At 63.2% G+C, this 23012-nt stretch carries 26 protein-coding genes; 14 read left to right on the top strand and 12 right to left on the bottom strand.

Annotated features, from left to right (window positions below):
- Positions 1–118: 118 nt before the first annotated feature.
- The 4 genes from IH615_RS06365 (at position 119) to IH615_RS06350 (ending at position 3224) form a co-directional block, all read left to right on the top strand.
- Positions 119–634 carry a TIGR00645 family protein gene (locus IH615_RS06365; protein ID WP_291360754.1) on the top strand — a complete coding sequence of 172 codons (516 nt, stop codon included), beginning with the start codon at positions 119–121 and terminating at the stop codon, positions 632–634.
- A gap of 181 nt (positions 635–815) precedes the next feature.
- On the top strand, positions 816–1217 hold the full coding sequence (locus tag IH615_RS06360; protein WP_291360753.1) for a hypothetical protein: 402 nt from the start codon (positions 816–818) through the stop codon (positions 1215–1217).
- Between the two features lie 180 nt (positions 1218–1397).
- Positions 1398–2084 carry a tellurite resistance TerB family protein gene (locus tag IH615_RS06355; RefSeq protein WP_291360751.1) on the top strand — a complete coding sequence of 229 codons (687 nt, stop codon included), beginning with the start codon at positions 1398–1400 and terminating at the stop codon, positions 2082–2084.
- A gap of 102 nt (positions 2085–2186) precedes the next feature.
- On the top strand, positions 2187–3224 hold the full coding sequence (locus IH615_RS06350; protein ID WP_291360749.1) for an LLM class flavin-dependent oxidoreductase: 1038 nt from the start codon (positions 2187–2189) through the stop codon (positions 3222–3224).
- Here IH615_RS06350 and queF read toward each other — a convergent pair.
- The 6 genes from queF to dnaG form a co-directional block, all read right to left on the bottom strand.
- Complete coding sequence (gene queF / locus IH615_RS06345) at positions 3221–3670, bottom strand: preQ(1) synthase (RefSeq protein WP_291360748.1); 450 nt, start codon at positions 3668–3670, stop codon at positions 3221–3223. The genes IH615_RS06350 and queF overlap by 4 nt on opposite strands.
- Positions 3671–3674: 4 nt before the next feature.
- Positions 3675–3896 (bottom strand): hypothetical protein, encoded by a 222-nt coding sequence (locus tag IH615_RS06340; RefSeq protein WP_291360746.1) that lies wholly within the window; start codon positions 3894–3896, stop codon positions 3675–3677.
- Between the two features lie 88 nt (positions 3897–3984).
- The gene (locus IH615_RS06335; protein WP_291360744.1) at positions 3985–4275 is read right to left on the bottom strand and encodes an HlyU family transcriptional regulator; all 291 of its coding nucleotides are present in this window, start codon (positions 4273–4275) and stop codon (positions 3985–3987) included.
- Between the two features lie 27 nt (positions 4276–4302).
- Positions 4303–4593, bottom strand: a complete 291-nt coding sequence (locus IH615_RS06330; RefSeq protein WP_291360743.1) for a DUF2442 domain-containing protein — start codon at positions 4591–4593, stop codon at positions 4303–4305.
- A gap of 12 nt (positions 4594–4605) precedes the next feature.
- Positions 4606–6675, bottom strand: coding sequence for an RNA polymerase sigma factor RpoD (gene rpoD, locus IH615_RS06325; protein ID WP_291360741.1), 2070 nt, complete (start codon positions 6673–6675; stop codon positions 4606–4608).
- Between the two features lie 184 nt (positions 6676–6859).
- Entirely contained in the window at positions 6860–8794 is a 1935-nt protein-coding gene (gene dnaG, locus IH615_RS06320; protein ID WP_291360739.1) for a DNA primase, read from the bottom strand.
- Between the two features lie 75 nt (positions 8795–8869).
- On the opposite strand from dnaG, the gene IH615_RS06315 reads away from it, so the two are divergent.
- The 4 genes from IH615_RS06315 to IH615_RS06300 all read left to right on the top strand — a co-directional run bounded on the left by IH615_RS06315 (position 8870) and on the right by IH615_RS06300 (position 11816).
- Positions 8870–9250: a hypothetical protein gene (locus IH615_RS06315; RefSeq protein WP_291360738.1), complete on the top strand. Its 381-nt coding sequence runs from the start codon at positions 8870–8872 to the stop codon at positions 9248–9250.
- A gap of 145 nt (positions 9251–9395) precedes the next feature.
- A complete protein-coding gene (locus IH615_RS06310; RefSeq protein ID WP_291360736.1) occupies positions 9396–10742 on the top strand; it encodes a hypothetical protein in 1347 nt (448 codons plus the stop codon).
- Positions 10743–10801: 59 nt separating this feature from the next.
- Positions 10802–11266 (top strand): TadE/TadG family type IV pilus assembly protein, encoded by a 465-nt coding sequence (locus IH615_RS06305; RefSeq protein WP_291360734.1) that lies wholly within the window; start codon positions 10802–10804, stop codon positions 11264–11266.
- Positions 11267–11270: 4 nt separating this feature from the next.
- Positions 11271–11816 carry a TadE/TadG family type IV pilus assembly protein gene (locus tag IH615_RS06300; protein ID WP_291360732.1) on the top strand — a complete coding sequence of 182 codons (546 nt, stop codon included), beginning with the start codon at positions 11271–11273 and terminating at the stop codon, positions 11814–11816.
- A 14-nt stretch (positions 11817–11830) separates the two neighbouring features.
- On the opposite strand, the gene IH615_RS06295 is transcribed toward IH615_RS06300, so the two are convergent.
- Entirely contained in the window at positions 11831–12391 is a 561-nt protein-coding gene (locus IH615_RS06295; RefSeq protein WP_291360730.1) for a DUF308 domain-containing protein, read from the bottom strand.
- A gap of 273 nt (positions 12392–12664) precedes the next feature.
- On the opposite strand from IH615_RS06295, the gene IH615_RS06290 reads away from it, so the two are divergent.
- The gene (locus tag IH615_RS06290; RefSeq protein WP_291360729.1) at positions 12665–13813 is read left to right on the top strand and encodes a GGDEF domain-containing protein; all 1149 of its coding nucleotides are present in this window, start codon (positions 12665–12667) and stop codon (positions 13811–13813) included.
- A gap of 2 nt (positions 13814–13815) precedes the next feature.
- Here the strand turns inward: IH615_RS06290 and IH615_RS06285 are convergent, their stop codons facing one another.
- Entirely contained in the window at positions 13816–14268 is a 453-nt protein-coding gene (locus IH615_RS06285) for a GatB/YqeY domain-containing protein (protein WP_291360727.1), read from the bottom strand.
- Between the two features lie 193 nt (positions 14269–14461).
- Here IH615_RS06285 and carA point away from each other — a divergent pair, with 193 nt between their 5' ends.
- Positions 14462–15667, top strand: coding sequence for a glutamine-hydrolyzing carbamoyl-phosphate synthase small subunit (gene carA, locus IH615_RS06280; protein WP_291360725.1), 1206 nt, complete (start codon positions 14462–14464; stop codon positions 15665–15667).
- Here carA and IH615_RS06275 read toward each other — a convergent pair.
- From IH615_RS06275 to IH615_RS06265, 3 genes are read right to left on the bottom strand one after another with little or no spacing between them, the layout of a single operon-like run.
- A complete protein-coding gene (locus tag IH615_RS06275; RefSeq protein WP_291360723.1) occupies positions 15664–16176 on the bottom strand; it encodes a cupin domain-containing protein in 513 nt (170 codons plus the stop codon). The two genes, carA and IH615_RS06275, sit on opposite strands and share 4 nt — an antisense overlap.
- A gap of 47 nt (positions 16177–16223) precedes the next feature.
- Positions 16224–17033, bottom strand: a complete 810-nt coding sequence (locus IH615_RS06270) for a neutral zinc metallopeptidase (RefSeq protein WP_291360721.1) — start codon at positions 17031–17033, stop codon at positions 16224–16226.
- Positions 17034–17056: 23 nt separating this feature from the next.
- Positions 17057–17983: a neutral zinc metallopeptidase gene (locus IH615_RS06265; RefSeq protein ID WP_291360719.1), complete on the bottom strand. Its 927-nt coding sequence runs from the start codon at positions 17981–17983 to the stop codon at positions 17057–17059.
- 615 nt (positions 17984–18598) lie between these two features.
- Between IH615_RS06265 and IH615_RS06260 the strand changes: the two genes are divergently transcribed.
- Together IH615_RS06260 and IH615_RS06255 are read left to right on the top strand one after the other, a co-directional pair.
- Positions 18599–20575 (top strand): bifunctional 2',3'-cyclic-nucleotide 2'-phosphodiesterase/3'-nucleotidase, encoded by a 1977-nt coding sequence (locus IH615_RS06260; RefSeq protein ID WP_291360717.1) that lies wholly within the window; start codon positions 18599–18601, stop codon positions 20573–20575.
- Between the two features lie 64 nt (positions 20576–20639).
- Complete coding sequence (locus tag IH615_RS06255) at positions 20640–21626, top strand: ribonuclease (protein WP_366484837.1); 987 nt, start codon at positions 20640–20642, stop codon at positions 21624–21626.
- A 2-nt stretch (positions 21627–21628) separates the two neighbouring features.
- Here IH615_RS06255 and IH615_RS06250 read toward each other — a convergent pair whose 3' ends face one another.
- Positions 21629–22072, bottom strand: coding sequence for a MarR family transcriptional regulator (locus IH615_RS06250; protein ID WP_291360715.1), 444 nt, complete (start codon positions 22070–22072; stop codon positions 21629–21631).
- A gap of 118 nt (positions 22073–22190) precedes the next feature.
- On the opposite strand from IH615_RS06250, the gene IH615_RS06245 reads away from it, so the two are divergent.
- Positions 22191–22622 carry an organic hydroperoxide resistance protein gene (locus IH615_RS06245; RefSeq protein ID WP_291360713.1) on the top strand — a complete coding sequence of 144 codons (432 nt, stop codon included), beginning with the start codon at positions 22191–22193 and terminating at the stop codon, positions 22620–22622.
- 107 nt (positions 22623–22729) lie between these two features.
- Positions 22730–22951, top strand: a complete 222-nt coding sequence (locus tag IH615_RS06240; protein WP_291360712.1) for a hypothetical protein — start codon at positions 22730–22732, stop codon at positions 22949–22951.
- Positions 22952–23012 lie beyond the last annotated feature (61 nt).

The following is a 23012-nucleotide window of genomic DNA, read 5'->3' as shown; positions in this document are numbered from 1 at the left end:
AGGATCAAACAGGAGGCCGGGCCATGCGCCCGGCCTTTTGCTGTCCGGATGCGTCGGCGCCTCCTTGCCAGACGCCTAGAACTTGCTATCTGAGCAGCACCAAAGGCTGGAGCGTCCCATGAAGCGGCTGGAAATCTTCGTCGAGAGCGTCATCCTGGCGTCCCGCTGGCTGCTGGTGGCCTTCTATATCGGCCTTGGCCTTGCGCTGGCGCTCTATGCCATCACTTTCGGTTTCAAGCTCTGGGATTTCGCCACCCACATGATCGGCATGGGTGAGACCGAGACCATTCTCAAGGTGCTGGGGCTGATCGACGCCGCGCTCATTGCCAGCCTGGTCGTCATGGTCATCATCTCGGGTTACGAGAATTTCGTGTCGCGCTTCGACAATGAGGATGACGTACACTGGCTCGGGCAGATCGATGCCGGCTCGCTCAAGATCAAGGTGGCCTCGACCATCGTCGCGATCTCCTCGATTCACCTGCTGCAGATCTTCCTCAACGTGCCGCAATACACCGACAACCAGATCATGTGGTACACCCTGCTCCACCTGACCTTCATCGTCTCGGCGCTGTTCCTGGCGCTGATCGACCGCATTTCCAGGAAGCCGGGCAAGGGCAAAGAGCCCGATTTGTGAAGTTTTCTTGTCGGCAAGGCTGGCCGAGCCGACTTTTTACGACCGCCACTCGTCGGCAATCTCTTGAATCAAAAGCATAATTATTCGCCGCATAATGCGCACATAGAGTGATCACGCATTCGGGAACGAAAACAAAAAGCCCGCGTTTCTTTGCCATACGGTGAAACAAAGGAGCGACATCATGGCTATCCCTGAACGCGATACCGTTTACAACAACGACACCAACCGCACTGTCTACACCCGCGAAAGCAGCGGCACCGGCTGGTTTGTCGGCATCATCGTCGCCTTGGCCCTGCTGGCCATCGGCTACCTTGTCTTCTCGGCCAATTCTGGCCCGTCGACCACGGTTGACGTCAATGGCGTCCCGGCAACGACCGAGGCTCCGGCCGATCCAGCCATGGCTCCGGCCCCGATGACTGAAGCCCCTGCGGCTCCGGCTGACGCTGCCCCGATGACCGAGGCCCCGGCTACTGACGCGGCTCCGGCTACGGAAGCCCCGGCCGTCGAGGCTCCGGCGACTGAGGCGGCTCCTGCTGCCGAGCCGGCCCCGGCCACGGAACCAGCTACGACGCCCGCCACTTAAGCGACGCGTAGTCTGACTTCCCAATGTCATCAGCCCTCCCTCTGATGACACCGAAGGAGACCCCGGCCGCCCCGCCGGGGTCTTGCTTTTTGTGACGCGACATTACGTCTTGGCTAGGTTCCCTTGCGCCATCCGTCGTGCGTTCCCATCTGCCAAGTCGACATATTGAAGGGAGAACCCATGTTCAACATCGACCAGATCGTCAAAGCCCTCCAGACGGATCCCAACACCCGGCGCACCGCCATGACGGGCGCAGCAGGTCTGGCCGCAGGCATGCTGCTCAGCGGCGGTGGCTTGGGCAAGCTGGCCGGCAACGCGGTCAAGATCGGCGCCGTCGCTGCCGTGGGTGGCCTCGCCTACAATGCCTGGCAGAACTACCAGCGGAACCAGCAGGGCGCCGCGTCGATGCCCGGCCATGACGCCTTCATCCCCGCAGCCAGCGACACCCGCGGCCAGGAGGAACTCGGAAAATCGCTGGTCCGCGCCATGATCGCTGCCGCCAAGGCCGACGGACGCATCGATGCGGACGAGAAGGAAGCCATCTTCGGCAAGCTGGAGACGATGAACCTCTCCGCCGAGGAGAAAGCCTGGGTGTTCGACGAACTCTCGACCCCGCTCGACATCAACGCCGTCGTGGCCCGCGCCGACACCCCCGAGCACGCCACCGAAATCTACGCCGCCTCGCTGGTCGCCATCACCGCCGATACCGCCTCGGAGCGCGCCTACCTCGATGCGCTGGCCAGCAAGCTCAACCTCGCCCCGGCACTGGTTGTCGAAATCCACAAGGCCGCGGGTGAGCATGCTCCTGCGCCGACCGCTGCCCCAGTCCCGCCCTTCGCCTACACGCCATCTGGCAGCAACGTCTGACCGTTGCACGAACCGCGCGCTGACGGCGCGCGGTTACACCCATGTGCGTTCTTGATCGCATCCGTCCGGCAAGCCATCTGTGATCCAACAGGAGCTATCCAGATGGAACTCGGACTCTATTCCTTCGCCGAAAACACGCCCGACCCGCTCAATGGCGGCACGCTGCAAAGTCCGTCCGAACGGCTCCGCGATCTGCTGGAGGAGGTCGAACTGGCCGATCAGCTCGGGCTCGCCTTCTATGGCCTGGGCGAGCACCACCGGCCCGATTTCGTCGCCTCCGCCCCGGTGACCATTCTGGCCACCGCTGCCGCCCGGACCAGGACCATCCGGCTCTCGACCGCAGTGACCGTGCTGAGCTCGGACGATCCGATCCGCGTCTGGCAGCAGTTTTCGACGCTGGATCTGCTGAGCAATGGCCGTGCCGAGATCATGGCTGGTCGGGGCTCGTTCATCGAGAGCTTCCCGCTCTTCGGCTACGACCTCGATGATTATGACAGCCTGTTCGAGGAGAAGCTCGAAATGCTGCTCAAGATCAGGGAGGGCGGTAAGGTCGCCTGGCCCGGCAGCGCCCATACCAGGCCCATTCCCGGTCTCGAAATCTATCCCAAGCCGGTGCAGGACCCGCTGCCGATCTGGATCGCCGTGGGCGGCACGCCTAATTCGGTTGCCCGCGCCGCCTATTATGGCCTGCCCCTGATGATCGCCATCATCGGCGGCCAGCCCAGGCAGTTCGCGCCACTGGTGCAGTTCTATCGCGAAACGGCCGAAAAGGTCGGTCGCGACCCCAAATCGCTGCCCGTCGGCATCAGTTCACATGGCTTCATCGCTGCCGACAGTCAGGACGCCCGCGACATCGCCTTTCCGGCCCATAGCGCAGCCATGAGCCGCATCGGCCAGGAGCGCGGCTGGCCGCCAACCACGCGCGCCCAGTTCGACGCCGGTGCAACCCCGCAGGGCGCCTATTTCATGGGGTCGCCGCAGGAGATCATCGACAAGATCCTGATGCAGCATGAGTGGTTCAAGCACGACCGCTTTGGTCTGCAGCTGAGCGTCGGCACCCTGCCGCACGACAAGGTCATGAAGGCTATCGAGCTTTATGGAACCGTGGTGAAGCCCGCCGTGGACAAGGCACTGGCCTAGCCACGACCCCGATAGGGCGCAACGCCCTGGTCCGGTAGCCAAACCCCGTCCGGCGGCGCGCCCGTCTGCCAGAACACGTCGATGGGAATGCCGCCGCGCGGATACCAATAGCCGCCGATACGCAGCCAGCGCGGCGCGATCGTTGCAATGATCTTCTTGGCGATATCGATCGTGCAGCCTTCGTGGAAGGCCCCATGATTGCGGAACGAGGTGAGGTAGAGCTTCAGCGACTTCGACTCCACCAGCCACTGGTCAGGCACGTAGTCGATGACCAAGTGGGCAAAATCGGGCTGGCCGGTAACGGGGCACAACGAAGTGAATTCGGGCGCCACATAGCGGGCAACGTAATTCACGTCCGGATGCGGATTGGGCACCGGGTCGAGCACGGCATCCTCCGGGCGGTCCGGCGCCCGCACATCCCGGCCAAGCTGCAGGTCGTCGCTCATGGTGCTACTTGCCCGAGCGCCTGATCGTCTTGATCGCCAGGGGCGGGAGGCCGGATTTTTCGGCAATGGCGCGATCCTGGTCCATGATCGCTTCGCGGGCCGGCTCGTCGCCGTCGAGCCCGCCCAGCAGGCCTGCATCCACCTTGCGGTTGGAGCGCTGGCTGCCGTCTTCGTAGATCACGTCGAACATCACATATTCGCTGCGTGCTGTGGGTTTCTTGGCCATGTCTGTTCTCCTGTGCGACAGGCCCGTCCCGCCGGACCCTTTCGGTCCGCGAGATCAGGCGCCTGCCAGAAATCGGGTTAGTCGGGGCTTAGCGGAAGATGCCTTCGCCCTGCTCGTCGATGATCTGCCGCCCCTTGGACAGTGCCAGGGCGATCAGGTCGTCGCGTGAACTCATGCGGTCGGCGCGCACGAACCGGTAGGTCCTGAGCTCGCCGCCAATATCCTTCTCGATCGTGCCGGCCAGCTGTAGCTCGCTACCGGCCTTCATCTCGATCGCCTTGATGAGGAAGCCCTTGTAGCTTTCCTCGCCCAGCACCTTGTCGCCCGCAGGCTCGGCGCTCGAGGAACCGCCACCGAACAAATTCTTCCAGAACGACATGGTCGTCTCCTCTTTCTTGTCGTCCGGTCAGCGCCTGCGGCGGACCGGCAGCGGCAATTGCAGTTCGCCGCGTTTCTCCATTTCCTCGCGCAGCCAGCCCGGCGAGATATCAAAATGGTTCGGCCAGGTCGGCACACCATTCTTCAGCTCGACCGTGCCAAAGAACCGCCGGTCCCGCAACGGCTCCGTCCCCTCGCCGCGCTCCCCGATCATGCCAGCGGCATCGAACGTGCCAAAGGACTGATCGGAAAACGTCACCACCAACTTGAACGGCACGATGGCGCGGATGGTCGTTACCTTGAGGCGCGGAGCGGCCATGACCAGCCGCTCCTAGTTGTCCAGGAAGCTCCGCAGCTTGCGGCTCCTGCTGGGGTGCTTGAGCTTGCGCAGGGCCTTGGCTTCGATCTGCCGGATGCGTTCGCGGGTCACCGAGAACTGCTGGCCGACTTCTTCGAGCGTATGATCGGTGTTCATGCCGATGCCGAAACGCATGCGCAGCACACGCTCCTCGCGCGGGGTCAGGGACGCCAGTACGCGGGTCGTGGTCTCACGCAGGTTGCTCTGGATCGCGGCGTCGATCGGCTGGATCGCGTTCACATCCTGGATGAAATCGCCCAGGTTCGAATCTTCCTCGTCGCCAATCGGGGTTTCGAGCGAGATCGGTTCCTTGGCGATCTTGAGCACCTTGCGGACCTTGTCCAAGGGCATCTGCAGCTTTTCGCTGAGTTCCTCGGGGGTCGGCTCGCGCCCGATTTCGTGCAGCATCTGGCGGCTGGTCCGGACGATCTTGTTGATCGTCTCGATCATGTGCACCGGAATACGGATGGTGCGGGCCTGATCAGCGATCGAGCGGGTGATCGCCTGGCGGATCCACCAGGTCGCGTAAGTCGAGAACTTGTAGCCGCGGCGATATTCGAACTTATCGACCGCCTTCATCAGGCCGATATTGCCTTCCTGGATCAGGTCCAGGAATTGCAGGCCGCGATTGGTGTATTTCTTGGCGATGGAGATCACGAGGCGCAGGTTGGCCTCGACCATTTCCTTCTTGGCGATCGCAGCTTCGCGCTCGCCCTTCTGCACCTTGTGCACAATGCGGCGGTATTCAGCGATGTTGAGACCGGTTTCCGTCGCCAGCGTCGCCACGTCGCTGCGGATTTCGCGGATCGTATCGGCTTCGCGCTTGGCGAATTCGCCCCAGCCCTTGCCCTCGAACGAGGCAAGGCCCTCTTCCCAGGCCGGATTCACTTCCTGCCCGTAGTAGCTTTCGAGGAACTTCTCGCGCTTGACGCCATAGCTCTCGGCCAGGCGCAGCAGGCGCCCTTCCAGCTTCACGAGGCGCTTGTTGATGTCATAGAGCTGCTCGACCAGGCTCTCGATACGGCTGGCATTGAGCGACAGCGACTTGACGTCGGCGATCACCTCGCCGCGCAGCACATCGAGCCTCTTGGCCTCCGCATCGGACACCGAGGCCGTTCGGTCCTCGGCATGCTTGTCCTGCATTTCGCGCATCTGCCCATAGGCATTGGCGATGCGATCGAAGGTCTCGACCACCTGTGGCTTGAGTTCGGCTTCCATCGCCGACAGCGACAGCGCGTTCTCGAATTCGTCGTCGTCGTCCTCGACCGGGTCCTGGGGCGCCTGCGGCTCCTCGGGAACATAATCGTCATCCTCGCCCGACGAAGCGCGCTTGGGCGCCGGAGCTGCCTTGGGCTTCTCGACGACGGTTTCCATCTTGGGGGCGGCGTTGAGGTTGACCATATCAGGCGACGGCGCCGCCTGCTTGGCGTCAGGGCCCGCATAGGTGGCCTCGAGATCGATGATGTCGCGCAGCAGGATTTCGCCCTGGGCGAGCTGCTCGCGCCAGATGATGATCGCCTGGAAAGTCAGCGGGCTCTCGCAGAGACCCTCGATCATCGTCTCGCGACCGGCCTCGATGCGCTTGGCGATGGCGATTTCGCCCTCGCGACTCAGCAGTTCGACCGAGCCCATCTCGCGCAGATACATCCGCACCGGGTCGTCCGTGCGGTCCGCGCCGGCCTTGGTGTTCGACGTGGTGGAGACAGCCGTGCTGCTGCTGGAGGTAGAAACCTCCTGGCCCTGGTCTTCCTCGTCCTTCTCGACTTCGGTCTCTTCGACCTCGTCTTCGTCAACGACGTTGATGCCCATGTCGGAGAACATGGACATGAAATCTTCGATCTGTTCGGACGACACTTCATCCGACGGCATGACCGCGTTCAGCTCTTCATAGGTCACGTAGCCGCGCTTCTTGGCGACCTTGATGAGCTTCTTTACGGCGGCGTCGGAAAGGTCGAGCAGCGGGGAGTCATTCGTCGCCTCGGGGGCGCCGGCTTCCGGCTTCTCGGTTTCCTTGGTGGTCTTTGGTGCTGCCTTGGTGGCCATGTGGTACTCCGTCGGACCCGTGAGCGCCCGGGTCCGGGTAAGGCTTAAGTGGTGACACCTCAAGGCAAGGTAAAGGTTTGGTCACTCAGGCGTTAACGCCTGGATGCGGCCATGGTTCGCCTCGGCTGAATTCACATATCGCCATATGCAAAATCGCGCGTACCCGCCGACTTCCAGAGTCCCTCTAGAAGCTGCGTGTCGCGCGTCCCGATAGCGAACCAAATCCTTCGATCAATGCCTCGGTGCCATCGACAGTGGTAATCTGGTTCTTGATGTCCCGCAGCCTTTCAAAGGTTTCTTCGCTTGGGTCTTCGCCCAGCGCCGCTTCGGCTGCCTTGAGTTCCCTATTTAGCTGAACTTTCTTGTTATGCAAGGCCAAGGCGTGACTTAATCCGGTCTCGGCATCGACCAAAGCGATTTCCGAGGCGATCTGCCACACACCCTGCCGGCTGAGGACGTCGCTCATTTTGTCGAGCGCCGGACCATGTCCGCGCACGCCGAGGGCCGCCTTGAGATCGTCGGCGGAGATGTCATGGTGGCGCACGACGAGGCTGAGGATTTCGCTCATCACTTTTTGTGCACTGGGCGTATCGAAATCCAGCGCCGCAAGCGTCTCGAACTTGTCCTCCACCAGTGCCGGGTGGTTGACCAGGCTGAGGATGATCGCCGCTTCGCGTGGCGTTGCCTCGGCCATCGATCCGGGCTTGAGCAGCCGGGAATTGCGCAGGGTATCGCTGACCACGAGCCTCGGCGTGCCCCGCCCCGGATAGCCATAGGCGCCGCTCTGTCCATAGCGCTGCTGCCCGCCACGCGGCTCGAACCGGTTCTGCCGCACTGGCGCAAGAAAGGCCCGCAGTTTCTCGTCGAAGGCCTGGGCGTAGTGGAAGCGCACCGAGCTGTCCTGGATGCTGTTTGCACGCTCCCGCAGCCGCGCCTGCAGCGCCGCGCGCGCCTCCGGCGTCTCTGGCACCAGCCCGCCGGTTTCCATGCTCCAGATCACGTCCGATAGGCTTCGCGCCCGCTCAATCACGTCGGCAAACGCACCCCTGCCCTGCGCCTTGATCAGGTCATCGGGGTCCTGCCCCTCCGGCAGAGTGGCAATGCGCACCGTAAAGCCGGGCTTGAGATGCGGCATGACGAGGTCGGCCGCGCGCTCGGCAGCCTTGAGACCGGCCTTGTCGCCATCAAAGCACAGCACCGGATCAGGACTCATCTGCCAGAGCAGTTGCAGGTGTTCCTCGGTCAGCGCCGTGCCCAGCGGCGCCACGGTGCCCTCAAATCCAGCGGCCACGGCCGCTATCACGTCGAGATAACCCTCAACCACCACGACCGTACCGCCATCACGCGCCGCCTGCCGGGCCGTCTGGCCATTGTAGAGCGTCCGCCGCTTGCTGAAGAGCTCGGTCTCGGGCGAATTGAGGTATTTCGCCGGCACGTCCGCCGACATGGCCCGCCCGCCAAAGGCAATGACGCGACCGCGAAAATCCATGATCGGGAACATCACGCGGTTGCGGAAGCGGTCATAGGTCAGGGGATCGTCCTCGCGGCTGGCCACCAGCCCCGTATCGATCATGTCCTGTGCCGAGACGCCATTGGCTGCCAAATGCTCCTTGAGCCCGTTGCGGCTGTCCGGGGCGAAGCCGATGCGGAACCGCGTCTGGCTCTGCGCCGAAACGCCCCGCTCCAGCAGGTAGCCCCGCGCCCGCGCGCCGATATTATGGCTCAGCGCCGCCTCGAAATACTTGGTGGCCAGTTCCATGACGTCGATTAGGCTCTTGCGCTCGGCTTCGCGCTTCTCGGCCCGTTCGTCTCGCGCCGGCATCGGCACCCCGGCCATGCCGGCGAGCTTTTCCACCGCCTCGGGGAAGCTCATCCCTGCCTTCTCGGTCAGGAAGCGGAAGTGATCGCCCGATACGCCGCAGCCGAAGCAATGATAGATGCCGCGCCGGTCATCGGCGTGAAAGCTCGGGCTTTTTTCGCCGTGGAACGGACAGCAGGCCCACATATCGCCCTTGCCGGGCTGGCTCTTGCGCTTATCCCATATGACGTGCTCGCCCACCACCTGCGTGATCGGCAGGCGCTGGCGGATTTCGTCGAGGAATTGATCGGAAAAGCGCATGGGGTGTTAAGTAAGCATTCAAGGGCTGCGAGTCACGGCCCGCGAACTTTTCCACAGCAGGCCAGGATCACGATCTTGAACGCTCGCACCCGCAGCCTGGTCGCCCTCACGGTCATTCCAGTCGCCCTGGTTGGCGGCGTGCTCTGGTGGCTCACGGGCCTCGTGCCGGAATGCGCCAATATACAGGTGAGCCAGCTGGATTCGCCCAATGGCAGCCGGACGATGGTGGTCTTCACCCGCGATTGCGGCGCCGACGGTCTCAACACCCAGGCCGTGATCATCCCCGCCGGGGGCACGCTCGAAGGGGACGCAACCGGCTTTCTGGCCCTTGAGGGCCCGCATGCCCCCGACGCCCGCTGGGATGCCTACGGCAACCTTGAAGTCACCATCCCTCCGGGTGCCGTCGTGGTACAGCAGCAGGATGAGGCGGCCGGCGTCGCCATTATCTACAAGTAGGCGCACCGCCCAGCTAGCTGCAGGCGCACAGTGCGCCATTGCCGGGTTTGTGCGAAATACGAATTAACTTCCACTTAGGAATGTATCACTAGCTTGAGGATCGAAAACGTTTACGAACGGGCAATGATTCTGAGGCGGCTGACCTATGCCCAGGTGGCTGAACACCTTTCTGCGAGATGTTGAGGCCAATGTCGCACTGACATTCGGCTTGCTGTTGCCGATGTTGCTTGTCGGGGCCGGCGTCAGCGTGGACTACCTGCGGGCCTATGGCGCCTATTCGGAGATGCAGACCGAACTCGACATTGCCCTCATCGCAGCCATCAAGAAGATCGATAATCTCTCCCCCGACGAACTCGAGACCGTGATCGGCGAGTGGTTCAGCACGCAGACCCGAATTGAAGGGTTTTCGCTGGAAGACGTGACTGTCGATACCGTCGGGTCGATAATTCGGGCTACCGTGCGCGCCCATGTCGACACCACGCTGATGCAGATCGCCGGCATCAACACGGTGCCGATCGGCGTGGTGAGCGAGGTCGCAGGCCCCGCAACCTCGTACCTCAATGTTTATCTGGTGCTCGACAAATCAGCATCAATGATGCTGGCCGCAACCAATAGTGGTCAGTCATTGCTGACCTCCGCCCTCGGCTGCGCCTTCGCCTGCCACGACGGCGACGAACACTGGGTCAACGGAAAATATTACGCGACGAACTACGCCTATAGCACGCCCAAGAATGTGGACCTGCGGTCCGACGTGCTGCTCGATGCCGTCGAGGGAGTGCTGTCCACCATCGAAGACCTCGACCCGTCCGGGACGCGCATCCGTGTGGGTCTCTACCGGCTTGCGGCCACCACGAAACAGACATTGGCCCCTACCTTTTCCATGTCGACCGTGAGAAGCACCCTCAACAATTCCTCTAAGAATCTGACCAGTGCCTCGTCCACCGACGGCACATTCTTTGATGTGGCGCTCAATGCCCTGACGCCGCTGGTCGGCAGCAATGGCGACGGCACCACAGCTTCAAGCCCACTGAAGCTTGTAATGATGATTACGGACGGGGTTCAGTCGCGCCGTTCCTGGGTGACCACGTCCAATTGGGGTGGCTGCATCTGGTCGAGCACCCCCACCTGTCCACCGTCCGCCGACAGCCGAAAGATCGGGCCGCTCAATCCTGACTGGTGCAAGCCCATCAAGACCAATGGGGCCACCTTCGCCACGGTCTACACCACCTATCTGCCCGTCACCTATGACTGGGGCTATAACACCACGGTCGGCGCCACCATGGCCAGCAGCAGATGGACGACGACCTGGGGCGGCACACTCAATCCTTCGGCGCCAGCCAACATCACCCGGCATGACTATCTGCCCATTGCCCTGTCAGACTGCGCGACCTCGTCCGAGTATTTCATGCAGGCAACCGATGCCAGCGAGATCACCGAAAGCCTCAACACCCTGTTTTCCCGATACCTGTCCACAGTGCGCCTGACCCGATGAGGCGCGGACTGCGCAGACTGTCCCGCCGAATATGCCGCGACCAGCGCGGCGCCACGGCCGTGGAATTCGCCCTTCTGATCATTCCGCTCCTTTTCCTTCTGATGGGGATCATGGAGGTCAGTATGCAGTATTTCGTCTCGGGCGCCCTGGATGCCGCAGTGCAGCGCACCGCGCGCCTGATCCGCACCGGGCAGGCTCACAGCCAGAACATGACGATCAGCGATATCAGGAGTGCGATGTGTTCCGATATCCTGAACCTGTTTGACTGCTCGTCCAACAGCTACATTCTGGTCGACACCCTGGATAACCTCGTCGCTCCGACATACGCGCTGCCCGTCGAGGCGAACGGAGATTTCATCTCCACGGCGACCTTCGAACTGGGCAATGGCCATTCCTATGTGATGGTGCGCGGTTACTTTCAGTTTGCGCCCCTGTTCAATGTCTTTGGCGCGCTCTCGCCGGGGTTGAGCAATGGCAAGCGGCTCCTCGTGGCCAGTGCATTGTTCCGCAATGAACCGTTCTAGCCCGATGCCAATCCGCTCAACCTGTTTCGTCCGCGATGATCACGGGGTCTCGGCGGTAGAGTTCGCGCTGATCGTTCCAGTCATCCTGATACTGTTGATAGGCATGGTCGATATCAACGAGGGGCTCACGGTCTATCGCAAGATGCGCCAGATTTCTTCGACCGTTACCGACCTTGTCGCGCAGCGCAGCCAAATAACGTCCGCCGAGATAACCATGACGCTTCAGGGTAGCGCATCGCTGCTCGCCCCCTACGACACGACCGACCTCGATATTGTCCTGTCCGTGGTCAATGTCACGGAGCAGGGCCAGACAGTCGCCTGGTCCCGTTCCTACCAGGCGACTGCCGAAACTGCGGGATCGGAGCCGCGCTTCCCGGTTCCCGCTGACCTGGCAGAGAACGGCGTTCAGGTCGTGGCAGTCAGGGTGGACTACACATTTGAAACCCTGTCCTCCAGCCTGCTCGAAGGCATTCTGGGCCGCAGCGGCTACGTGATGCAGGACACCATGTATGAGCGTCCCCGCGTCGGCGACTCGATAGTGCTCAATTGATCCGCGCCGCCCGCCTAAGCCTTGCTGCGCTGGTACAGTCGCCACGCCCAGCCGAACAGGCCAAAGGCGAAGATCACCAGCAGCACCCCACCGAATATAACTGCCGTAGCACTGGCAATCAGCGGGAAGAACAGGAACACCAGCCCAAGCAGGATATAGGACACGCCCGACAGCACCACCGGCCAGATGCGGGCATAATGCTCGCGCTCGCGGGTGATGACAAAAATCTGCATGACACCGACGACCAGCGCCACGATGCCCACCAGCGACCCGAGGAACGTCACCGTGAGGATGGTGGCCAGCAGCGGGCTGATCAGGATCAGGATGCCAAGGATCAGCGACAGGGCGTTGGCAGCTACGTCGAACCAGTAGTTGCCGCTCTTGCCGCCGCCAAAGGTCAGGCTCCACAGCCCCAGCGCCCCGTCGATGACCAGCAGGATCCCGCCCGCCAGCACCAGCACGGTCAGTGCTTCGGATGGCCAGATAATCGCGTAGAGCCCTGCCAACAGCATCAGCGCGCCCCGCAACGCCGTCGCCAGCGCAAACCGCCTCTTCGTCTCAACCGAAACCGTCATCGTCACCCTCCATGCGGACTCGCCGCCCGCAGCAGTGTAGCGCAGTCCGTGGCCGCGCCAAACGGCTGAATGCCGCAGCTATTCCGTAGCGGTGACAGTATCTTGCGGATTGCAGCCAAGTGCCTGGCCCTGGCCTGAAACCGCTTCCGTCGGGTGGGCGACATGGCGGCCATAACGGTTTGCATACCAAGCTCCGACATGTGATCGGCCCGTATCCGGCAAGGGGGTAGAATGACGCCTTGCGGAGCCGCGCGCGGCTCGTCCGGATCTGCCATGCCTCTCGATCAACTATCGCTGCTCACCGCCATCGCCTTATCATCGGCGGCACTCACCATAACCCTGTTCGTGGGTTGGCTCGGTGCGCGCCACGATACCTATCTGCTCAGCTGGTCTAGCGGCCTCTTGCTGGTGGTTGGGGGTGTGGTGCTCTACGGCATGCTTGCCGAGGGCTACAATGCGACCCAGAATTTCGCTTCCTTCGCCCTGATGCTAGCCGGCTTTGCCTGCATCTATGCCGGAGCCATCCAGTTCCGCGCGAGGCCGCTGCCAATGGCCGCGATCGCCATCATGGGTCTCGGCCTGATCGGCCTGACCGGCGTCGCCTTTCTTGCCGGCCTTTCCGGGCTCGGCACCATCTTCGCCAATCTCAGCATGGCCCTGCTGATGGCATTATCCGCCTATGAGTATTGGTCGGGCCGCAGCGAGTCGCGCGTGCCCATGGTCTCCAATGCCGCACTCTACGCCATCTCGGCCGTGTCTTTCGTGCTCTGTGCCGCCGTCCTGGTCTTCGAGCAGCGCTGGACATTGACGGCGCAGCCGAGGAACTGGGCCGAGGACATCAATTCTATCGTGCTCATCGTCGGCATAACCGGCATCGGCGCCGTCTCGCTGACCCTCAACCAGTCGCGTTGGGCCCGCCATCACCGCCGCGAGGCCATGACCGATGCACTCACCGGCCTCCTCAACCGACGGGCGCTGTTCGGCGCCATGGACGTGTCCCTGGCACCGGGCGCGGCCGTCATCATGTTCGATCTCGATCACTTCAAGTCGATCAACGACCATCTGGGCCACGCCGCGGGCGACGCCGTGCTCGCGGGGTTTGCCGCCCTGGTGCGATCCGAACTGCGCCGCGACGACGTCGCCGCCAGGCTGGGCGGCGAGGAATTCTGCGTCGTCCTGCGCGACCTCACCAAACGCTCGGCCGCCGGTGTCGCCGAGCGGATTCGCGCCAGCTTCGAGGCTACCCGCTTTCCCACCGACCGGGGTATCGCCGAAACCACGCTCAGCGCCGGCGTCGCCATCAGCGGCGTCGATGGTGAGCCGTTCGAGGTGGTGCTGAAGCGCGCCGACGACGCGCTCTATGCCGCCAAGAGTGCCGGCCGCAACCGTGTGCACGCCCCCGCCCCGCGTCTTGTTGCCTGAAACTAGGCGCTGAGCGCCGCCCGCACCTTGCCGCTCGCCTTGCCGAAATCGATCCGCCCCGGATAGTCGGCCTTGAGCTGGGCGATGACCTTGCCCATGTCCTTGGCGCCTTCGGCGCCGGTGGCCACGATAGCCGCACGGATGGCCGCGTCGATTTCCTCCTCGGACAAGCCCTTGGGCAGGAACTCGTTGAGGATATCGATCTCTTCCTTTTCGATCGTGGCAAGGTCCGCGCGCCCGGCCTGGGCGTAGATGGCGAAGCTCTCCTCGCGCTGCTTGACCATCTTCTGCACGATGGCGAGGATTTCCTCATTGGTCGCCGGTCCGCGATTCTCCTGGCGGATGGCAATATCCTTGTCCTTGATGGCGGCGGTGATGGCCCGGAGCGTCGCGGTGCGGCGCTGGTCACGGGCCTTGAGGGCGGTCTTGAGGCCTTCGCTGAACTGCTCGCGCATGGGTTTTGATCCTCTTGCTATGCATATTGTTGGCCCCATATAGGCACAAACAACCGCCCGCGCCACTTGCGCTACCCGGCCCAGCCTTCTATGAGGAGGCCTCAATCGACATCGTCGTGAGCGTGGTCAGGAAAGTTGCGAGACTTTCCGGTTCGGCCGCGCGACCACCTGAAACGAACCTTGGAGGCCCACCGTGACCGGCTGGCAGCAATCCCCCGCGACCGCCCTTCTGATCCTTGCAGACGGTACGCGCCTGGAAGGCCGCGGCATCGGTGCGGTCGGCCACGCGGCCGGCGAAGTGTGCTTCAACACCGCCATGACCGGCTACCAGGAAGTGCTGACCGATCCCTCCTATGCCGGCCAGATCATCACCTTCACCTTCCCCCATATCGGCAATGTCGGCACCAATGACGAGGACATCGAGACGGTCAACATGGCCGCGCTCTCGGGCGTCCGCGGCGTCGTGCTCAAGGCCGACATCACCAATCCGTCCAACTATCGCGCCGCCGAAAAGCTCGACGCCTGGCTCAAGAAGCGCAACATCGTCGGCATTACCGGCATCGACACCCGCGCGTTGACGGCGCAGATCCGCGAACATGGCATGCCCAATGGCGTCATCGCCCATGAACCAACGGGCATCTTCGACGAAGGCTCGATCATGGCTGAACTCAAGGCCTTCCCCGGCCTCGAAGGCCTCGATCTCGCCAAGGAAGTCACCACGGCGCAGACCTATCATTGGGACCAGACCGGCTGGCAGTGGGACAAGGGCTATGGCAAGCTCGAGAACCCCGACTTCCACATCGTGGCCATCGACTATGGCGCCAAGCGCAACATCCTGCGCTGCCTGGCCGACCAGGGCGCCCGTGTCACCGTGGTGCCGGCAACGGCGACCGCCGCCGATGTGCTCTCGCACAATCCCGATGGCATTTTCCTCTCCAACGGCCCGGGCGATCCAGCGGCGACCGGCAAATATGCCGTGCCGACGATCCAGAAGCTGATGGAGACGGGCAAGCCCGTCTTCGGCATCTGCCTTGGCCACCAGCTCCTCGGCCTCGCCCTGGGCGGCACCACGTCCAAGATGCATCAGGGCCATCATGGCGCCAACCACCCGGTCAAGGACCTGACGACCGGCAAGGTCGAGATCACCTCGATGAACCATGGCTTTGCCGTGGACAAGGCGAGCCTGCCATCAGGCGTCACCGAGACCCATATCTCACTGTTCGACCAGTCCAATGCCGGCCTCAGCGTCGATGGCAAGCCGATCTTCTCGGTGCAGTATCACCCCGAAGCCAGCCCCGGCCCACGCGACAGCCATTACCTCTTCACGCGCTTCCTCAACCATGTGCGCGCCCAGAAGGGCATGGAACAGCGCCCCGAATACGCCGCGCCGGCTGCCTAGGCCCATTTTTCCAGCACGGGTCCGCCCTGCCCGCCGACCGGATCGGTGACGGGCAGCGGCAGCCTGGCGATGCGCTGATCGGCCTCCGGCCGATCGGCGGGGTCGCCGCGCAGGATGTCCCAGCGCTGGCCGGACGGATAGGCGCCAACCACCAGGAAATCGGCATCGGCGTCTTCGCGTCGATGCGCCGTGCCGGCAGGGAGAACGACCACGTCGCCCGCCTCAAGCCTGAAGCTGCGACCAGCAGGCCCGCCCAGCTGCAGGGTCGCCGAGCCGCGGGCTATGCCCAGGCATTCATGGGCCGTCGAATGATAGTGATGATAGTCATAAACGCCGGCCCGCCACTGGCTGGGCCACCCATTGCCGTCGAACAGGGCCTCCATGGCCTCCGGCGTCGCATCCGCGGACGATATTGCCTGCCGGTAGACGATGACGGGATGGACGGAATTGGGAAACCGCCCATCGTCTGCAAAATACTCAAGCCCGATGCCGCTCATATTGCCGATCATACTATCCTCCGAAGCTACGGGGACAACGCGGCGCGGAACGGTAGCGTTCAGATCGGTGGACCTATCTTTTCGTCACGGCAGCTGCCCGCTGCAGGAATGGCGTAGCCCAGATCGAAGCCGAGCTGGCGATAGGCCGGGCTGGGTGGCGTGAGGGCACGCGGAACAGGCGCGCGCGACGGCATCTGCGCCACATCGCCGCCCGTATCGGTCGAGTCGATCGCTCTGACCATCTGGGGATCGTGCAGCAGCTCCTCAAGTCCCGCCCACTTGGTCCATGCTCCGGCATAGCAGGCCGCCCGCGCGCCCAGTTGCTGCTCGCGGAGGACGCGCTCGGCATCATCAAGGCTGCCGAGCGTGGCGAACTGGTCGAGCGCCTCTAGCACATGGTGGCCATAGGCCAGCCCGATCAGATAACCCTGCGCCTTGTGGCCCTGCTCGGGAAAGGCGGCGACAAGGTCCTGATACCTGTCCATGTCGACATAGACGATGCTGTCATCGGGGCAATAGAAGGCGCCGAGCTTCGAGCCCGCCATGCCGCAGCCCAGCTCGCTGCTTGATGGCACCATTTTGAGCGTGACCGGCGGATAGTAGACGGCGGCACTGCGGAAGGCGCGTTCCCAGAAGCCATTGGCCTCGCGCTCCACCGCGCCCACCAGATCCTCGGGCGTGCCTTCGCCCTTGGCTATGGCGTCCAGCGCGGTCAGCGTCGTATGCGGCAATGGCTGGGCCACCTGCCCGGTCAATACCGTCACCGGATTGATGCCAAAGATCATCACCACCACCACGCCAAGCGCAATGGCGCCAGAAAAGCCGAAGCGCCGCACATGCGGCATCACGCTTTCGGGAATACCCAACACTCTATAATCCGCCGATTGTATCGTTACACGTTGCCCGAGAACGTATCACAATCGCCCGGATTGCCAGAGGTATAACCACGCTCGAACCAGGTTTTTCGCTGCGCCGACGTGCCGTGGTTGAAGGTCTTGGGCACGGCGAAGCCCTGCATGCGCTCCTGCAGCGTATCATCGCCGATCTGGATGGCCGCGTTGACGGCTTCCTCGATATCACCATTGTCGAGCAGGTCCTCCTGCCCGGCATAATTGGCCCACACGCCGGCATAGCAATCGGCCTGCAGTTCGACGCGAACGGAGTAGGCATTGGCCTCTTCCTGGCTCATCGACTGGCGGCGCTGGTTGAACTCGGGCAGCACGCCGGTAATGTTCTGGATATGGTGCCCCACTTCATGCGCCAGCACATAGGCCTGGGCGAAGTCGCCGGGCGCGCCGAACTGCTCGCGCAACTGGTCGTAGAAGCTGAGGTCGATGTAGACCTTCTGATCGCCCGGGCAATAGAACGGCCCGGTGCTCGAATCGGCGGCGCCGCAGGCAGTGTTCACCTGGTTGGAGAACAGCACCACGGTCGGCTCCGGATAGTCCTCGTTGGACGCCTGGAACACCTCGGTCCACAGATCCTCGGTTTCCTTCACCACCACGCCGACGAAATCGCGTAATTCGGCCTGCTCACCCGTTGTCGGCGGGCGGCTCGATGAACTGGCGGCCGATCCACCGCCGCTCGAACCACCGGTCAGGATGTCGATCGGATTGGTGCCGGTGGCCACCCAGATGATGCCCAGCACCACGACAATACCGATCAGGCTGCCAATGCCACCGCGTGAACCGCCGCCGGTCGGGATACGAATGCCGCCGCCGCCGCGTCCGAACGGGCTGCCGCCCAATCCCCCCAGTCCACCGCCCTGGCCGCGCCGGTCCTCGATGTTCGAACTCTGCTGCCTGCCGCGCCATTTCATGGTGTGTGATCTCCGAATTGTCCCCAGCGTAGCAACAAGCCGGATCGATGCAATCGGTTCCTCGCCTCCGCCCTGTTGCAGGCAGCGCTCCATGAACTTATCCACGCCCCCCAAACCCTGGCCTATTCTCTCCGCACCTTCACGGCAGAGCCGGTCATGACGAGTGAATGACCGTGAGGGCAGTCGGGGATGGGAGGTCGCTCCCATCGGGCGGGGGGAACTCGGCAGCTGCGCTTGCGACACAGCGTACCTGGCCCGGACCCGCGAAAATCCTGGCGTGGTGGCGAGGCAATGGCCTCACTTCCTTACCTTCTATCCGGGGCCAGCGGCTCGCCACCACAGCTCTCTGAGCGCCCCCTTGGCGTCTCACCGGGTTGAGCACTAAGACAGCGACAACCGCACCACAGGCGGCACTTGCGCGCGCCCCACTGTCATAAATTGACCGCCCGGTCAAAATTCCATAGCCTCGCTTCGCTGCCGTCATCCCAGCGTCACCTGCAGACGGCATGAGCATGCGCGCTCCACGGGAGCGACACGCCGGACCAATGAGTCCACCCTCCGGGAGCGCGGCGCCCCCGGACTGTTCAGCGACTGAACGCTTCAGGGAGACAATGAATGAATTTCCTGCCCAAGATTTCTCGACGGACCTTCCTCGCGGGTTCCGCGAGCGTGGGGGCCATGGCCGCCATGCACCCCTTTGCCGTGCTGGCCCAGGCCAACCAGGCGCATCTGCGCATTATGGAGACCACCGACCTCCACGTCGCCGTGTTCCCCTATGACTACTACGCCGATGCCCCCAACGAGACGATGGGCCTGGCCCGCACCGCCTCGATCATCGAGAGCATTCGCGCCGAGGCCGGCAATTCCATGCTGGTCGACAATGGCGACATCATCCAGGGCAACCCGATGGGCGACTATATCGCCTATGAGAAGGGCCTTGAAGACAACGTCCACCCCATCATCGCCGCCATGAATACGCTGGGCTACGAAGCCGCAACGCTGGGCAATCACGAGTTCAACTACGGCCTCGAGTACCTCGACACGGCCCTGTCGGGCGCCAGCTTCCCCTTCGTCTCGGCCAACCTGGTGCGCGGCGAACTGGCCGCCGATCCCCTCAGCGACGACACCTATATCCAGCCCTATCTGATCGTCGAGAAGGAACTGACCGACGGCTCGGGCGCCACCAAGACGATTCGGATCGGCCTTATCGGCTTCCTGCCGCCGCAGATCATGACCTGGGACGCCACCCACCTGACCGGCAAGGTCAATACCCGCGACATTGTCGAGACGGCCACCGCCTATGTGCCCAGGATGAAGGAAGAAGGCGCCGACATCATCGTCGCGCTCTCCCATTCCGGCATTGCCGCCGACCAGGGGACCGGCGCCGAGAACGCTTCGCTGCAGCTGGCCGCGGTCGAGGGCATCGATGTGGTCCTCACCGGCCACCAGCACCTGGTGTTCCCCGGCCCGGACTATGAGGGTGTCGAAGGCGCCGACGTCGCCGCCGGTACGCTGAGCGGCAAGCCCGCCGTGATGGCCGGCTTCTGGGGCAGCCATATGGGCCTGATCGACCTGCTGCTCGAGCAGGATGCCGATGGCAAATGGACCGTTGTGTCCCACACCTCCGAAGCCCGCCCGATCTTCGAGCGCGTCGATGGCAAGGTGCATGCCCTGGTCGAGAATGAAGCCGAGGTGGCCGAGGCCGCCCAGCTGGAACATGACGAGACGTTGGAATATGTGCGCCGTGCCGTCGGCGAGACCTCGGCCCCGCTGCATTCCTATTTCGCGCTCGTGGCCGACGATCCGTCGGTGCAGATCGTGAGCCAGGCCCAGACCTGGTACGTCACGCAGATGATGAAGGGCACCGAATGGGAAAGCCTGCCGATCCTGTCAGCAGCGGCGCCGTTCAAGGCCGGCGGCCGCGGTGGCCCGGAATACTATACCGACGTGCCAGTGGGTCCGGTGGCGATCAAGAATGTCGCCGATCTCTACCTCTACCCCAACACCATCCAGGCACTCGTCGTCACCGGCGCCGAGGTCAAGGACTGGCTGGAGCGCTCGGCCGGCATCTTCAACCAGGTCGAGAAGGGCGCCAAGGATGCCGACCTGATCAATCCCGACTTCCCGTCCTACAATTTCGACATCATCGACGGCGTCACCTACAAGATCGACCTGACCCAGCCCTCGAAATATTCGAGCGACGGCAAGGAAGTGACCAACCCCGACGCCAACCGCATCGTTGACCTGCAGTTCGATGGCGCGCCCATCGATCCCGCGGCCAAATTCGTCATCGCCTCCAACAACTACCGCGCCGGCGGCGGCGGCTCATTCCCCGGCACTGGTGCCGACCACATCATCTTCAAGGGTCCCGACACCAATCGCGACCTGATCGTGCGGTTCATCGTCGAGAACGGCACCATCAATCCCAAGGCCGACAGCAACTGGTCGCTCGCCCCGATCGGCGACACCACCGTGCTCTTCGCCACCGGGCCCAAGGCCGCCGAACACCTGGCCGAGGTGACGGCCGTCAAGATCGAGGCGACCGGCGAGACCAATGCCGACGGCTTCGGCCTCTACCGCATCACGCTTTAGGCCCGCGTCTGGCCATTTGATGAGGGGGCCGCTATGGCTCCCTCATTGCTTTTGGGGAATGGGCATGCGTCGAATTCTGGCTTTGCTGCTGCTCGTGCTTGCCGCAGTTCCGGCGCGCGCGGAGGTGGCGCTATCCGGTTACTTCACCGCAACGGCCGCCTGCCCGGCCTACCAGTCGATCAACCGCCAGACCAATCCGGGCGAGGTGATGACGAGTCCAGGAACGGCCTATGACCTGATCGCCGGCAATACCGAGCGTCCGACGCATCTCTGGATCGTCATCCCCGGCGCTTCGCCGGAACGCCGCTGGGTTGCGGTCGATTGCGGAGAGCGCTCGACCGACGCCGAGGGGCAACTAGCCGAACCGCCGCCACCCGCCCCGGCCCCGACCTATCGCGGCACTCAGTATATCCTCGCCATCAGCTGGCAGCCGGCCTTTTGCGAGACCAGCCCCAGCAAGCCGGAATGCCGGGCACAGACATTGGACAGCTTCGAAGCAACCAGTTTCACCCTGCACGGCCTCTGGCCGCAGCCGCGCAGCAATGTGTTCTGCGGTGTGCCGGACGACCACGCCTGGGCCAGTGAGAACGGCCGCTGGTTCGACCTGCCCGAGGTCGCACTCAACGCCGCCCTGCGCGATGAACTGGACGAGGTGATGCCCGGCTCGCGCTCGGGCCTCGACCGACATGAATGGACCAAGCACGGCACCTGCTATGGCGCCTCGCAGACCGAGTATTTCGCCGATTCCCTCGACCTGATGCTGGCCATCAACGTCTCCGAAGTCGCCGAACTCTTCGCCGCCAATATCGGCCGCAAGATCACCCTGGGCCAGGTGCGCCAGGCATTCGATATCGCCTTCGGCCTCGGCGCCGGAGACCGTGTCCGCATGGCCTGCGAGGCCGATGGCAACCGCACCATCATCACCGAACTGACCATCGGCCTCACCGGCACCATCCACGGTCCGGACGATCTGGCAACTTTGATTGCCGCGGCCAGCCCCACCGAAGGCGGCTGCAATTCCGGCATGGTCGACCCGGTGGGGATCAGGTAGCGCTACAGCGAGGTATCCAGCCGCTCACGCAGCAGATACAGGCTTTCGCGCAGCGCATCGCCAGCGGCGGGTTCGTCCCCCAGCGTCGTCCTGACCGCCAACGGCACCGCCAGCGCCCTGGCCCGCAGGGCCCTGCCCTCTGATGTCAGGAAGATGCGCACCTGCCGCTCATCCTCATCATCGCGCTGGCGGCGCACCAGGTCGCGCGCTTCAAGGCGCTTGATCAGGGGGGTAATGGTCCCGGAATCCAGAAACAGCTTCTCGCCCAACGCCTTGACCGTCAGGCCATCCTTTTCCCACAGCACCAGGAAGACCAGATACTGCGGATAGGTCAGGCCAAGGGCGTCGAGCCGGGGCTTGTAGAAGCGGGTAAAGGCATGCTCGGCCGCATAGACGGCAAAGCATAGCATCGAGTCCAGTTTGAGCGGATCAGCCTGCTCGGTCATGCGCCTACCCTCCGGTCCTTGCCACAAACTAGCATGCATTTATCCATTGTACACAATTCAATTGTGCACTATCTAATTTTCATCAAGCGAGTTTCAACCGCACTGCAAGGAGCATCCGATGTCGATCAAATCCGCCCTCTATACCGCCCACGCCCACACCACGGGCGGCCGCACCGGCACCAGCGCCACCGATGATGGCCGCCTGTCGGTGACGCTCGACACGCCCAAGGAAATGGGCGGCAATGGCGGCGCCGGCACCAATCCGGAGCAGCTCTTCGCCGTCGGCTATTCGGCCTGCTTCCTGGGCGCCCTGAAGGCCGTCGCGCGCGGCGAGAAGGTGAAGATCCCCGATGAAGCCACCATCGACGCCGATGTGTCCTTCGGCGAAAACGCCAAGGGCGCTGGCTTTGCCATTGCAGTCGAGCTCAAGATCGCCGTGCCCGGCTTCGAGCGCAGCGTGGTGGAAGACCTGGTCGCCAAGGCCCACCAGATCTGCCCCTATTCCAACGCCACCCGCGGCAATGTCGATGTGACGCTGACTGTCCTTTAACCCTTCGCTAACCACGACCTGCAACGGCCGCCCGCTTCCACCGGGTGGCCGTAACCTTGTGGCGATACTGGCCGAATAGGATGCCAACAGCCAGCGAAGGATCGCCAATGGCCATCGGTACCGACTATCCCCGCCCCATAACCGTCAACGGTTATGTCTGCCGCAACTGCGACGACGTCGCCAACGCGAAGCGCAATATCGACCCAGCCGCACCCAACGGCGTCGAACAGGCCGCCGTGTCGTTCGGCGGCAGCCTCAGCGGCCAGCAACGCGCCGGCGCAGCGCCCGGTACGGCGCCCGCCCATCGCCTACTCGACCGCACCGCCTGAACAATACCGCAAATCTTAACGCTGCCGATTCATCGCCGGGAAAGGCCAGCGGCATAGGCTT

It is taken from the genome of Devosia sp. (assembly GCF_014860165.1).
Lineage (GTDB): Bacteria > Pseudomonadota > Alphaproteobacteria > Rhizobiales > Devosiaceae > Devosia.
The sequence above is the reverse complement of the archived record's forward strand: the minus strand, read 5'-3'. Positions and strand labels throughout refer to the sequence as shown.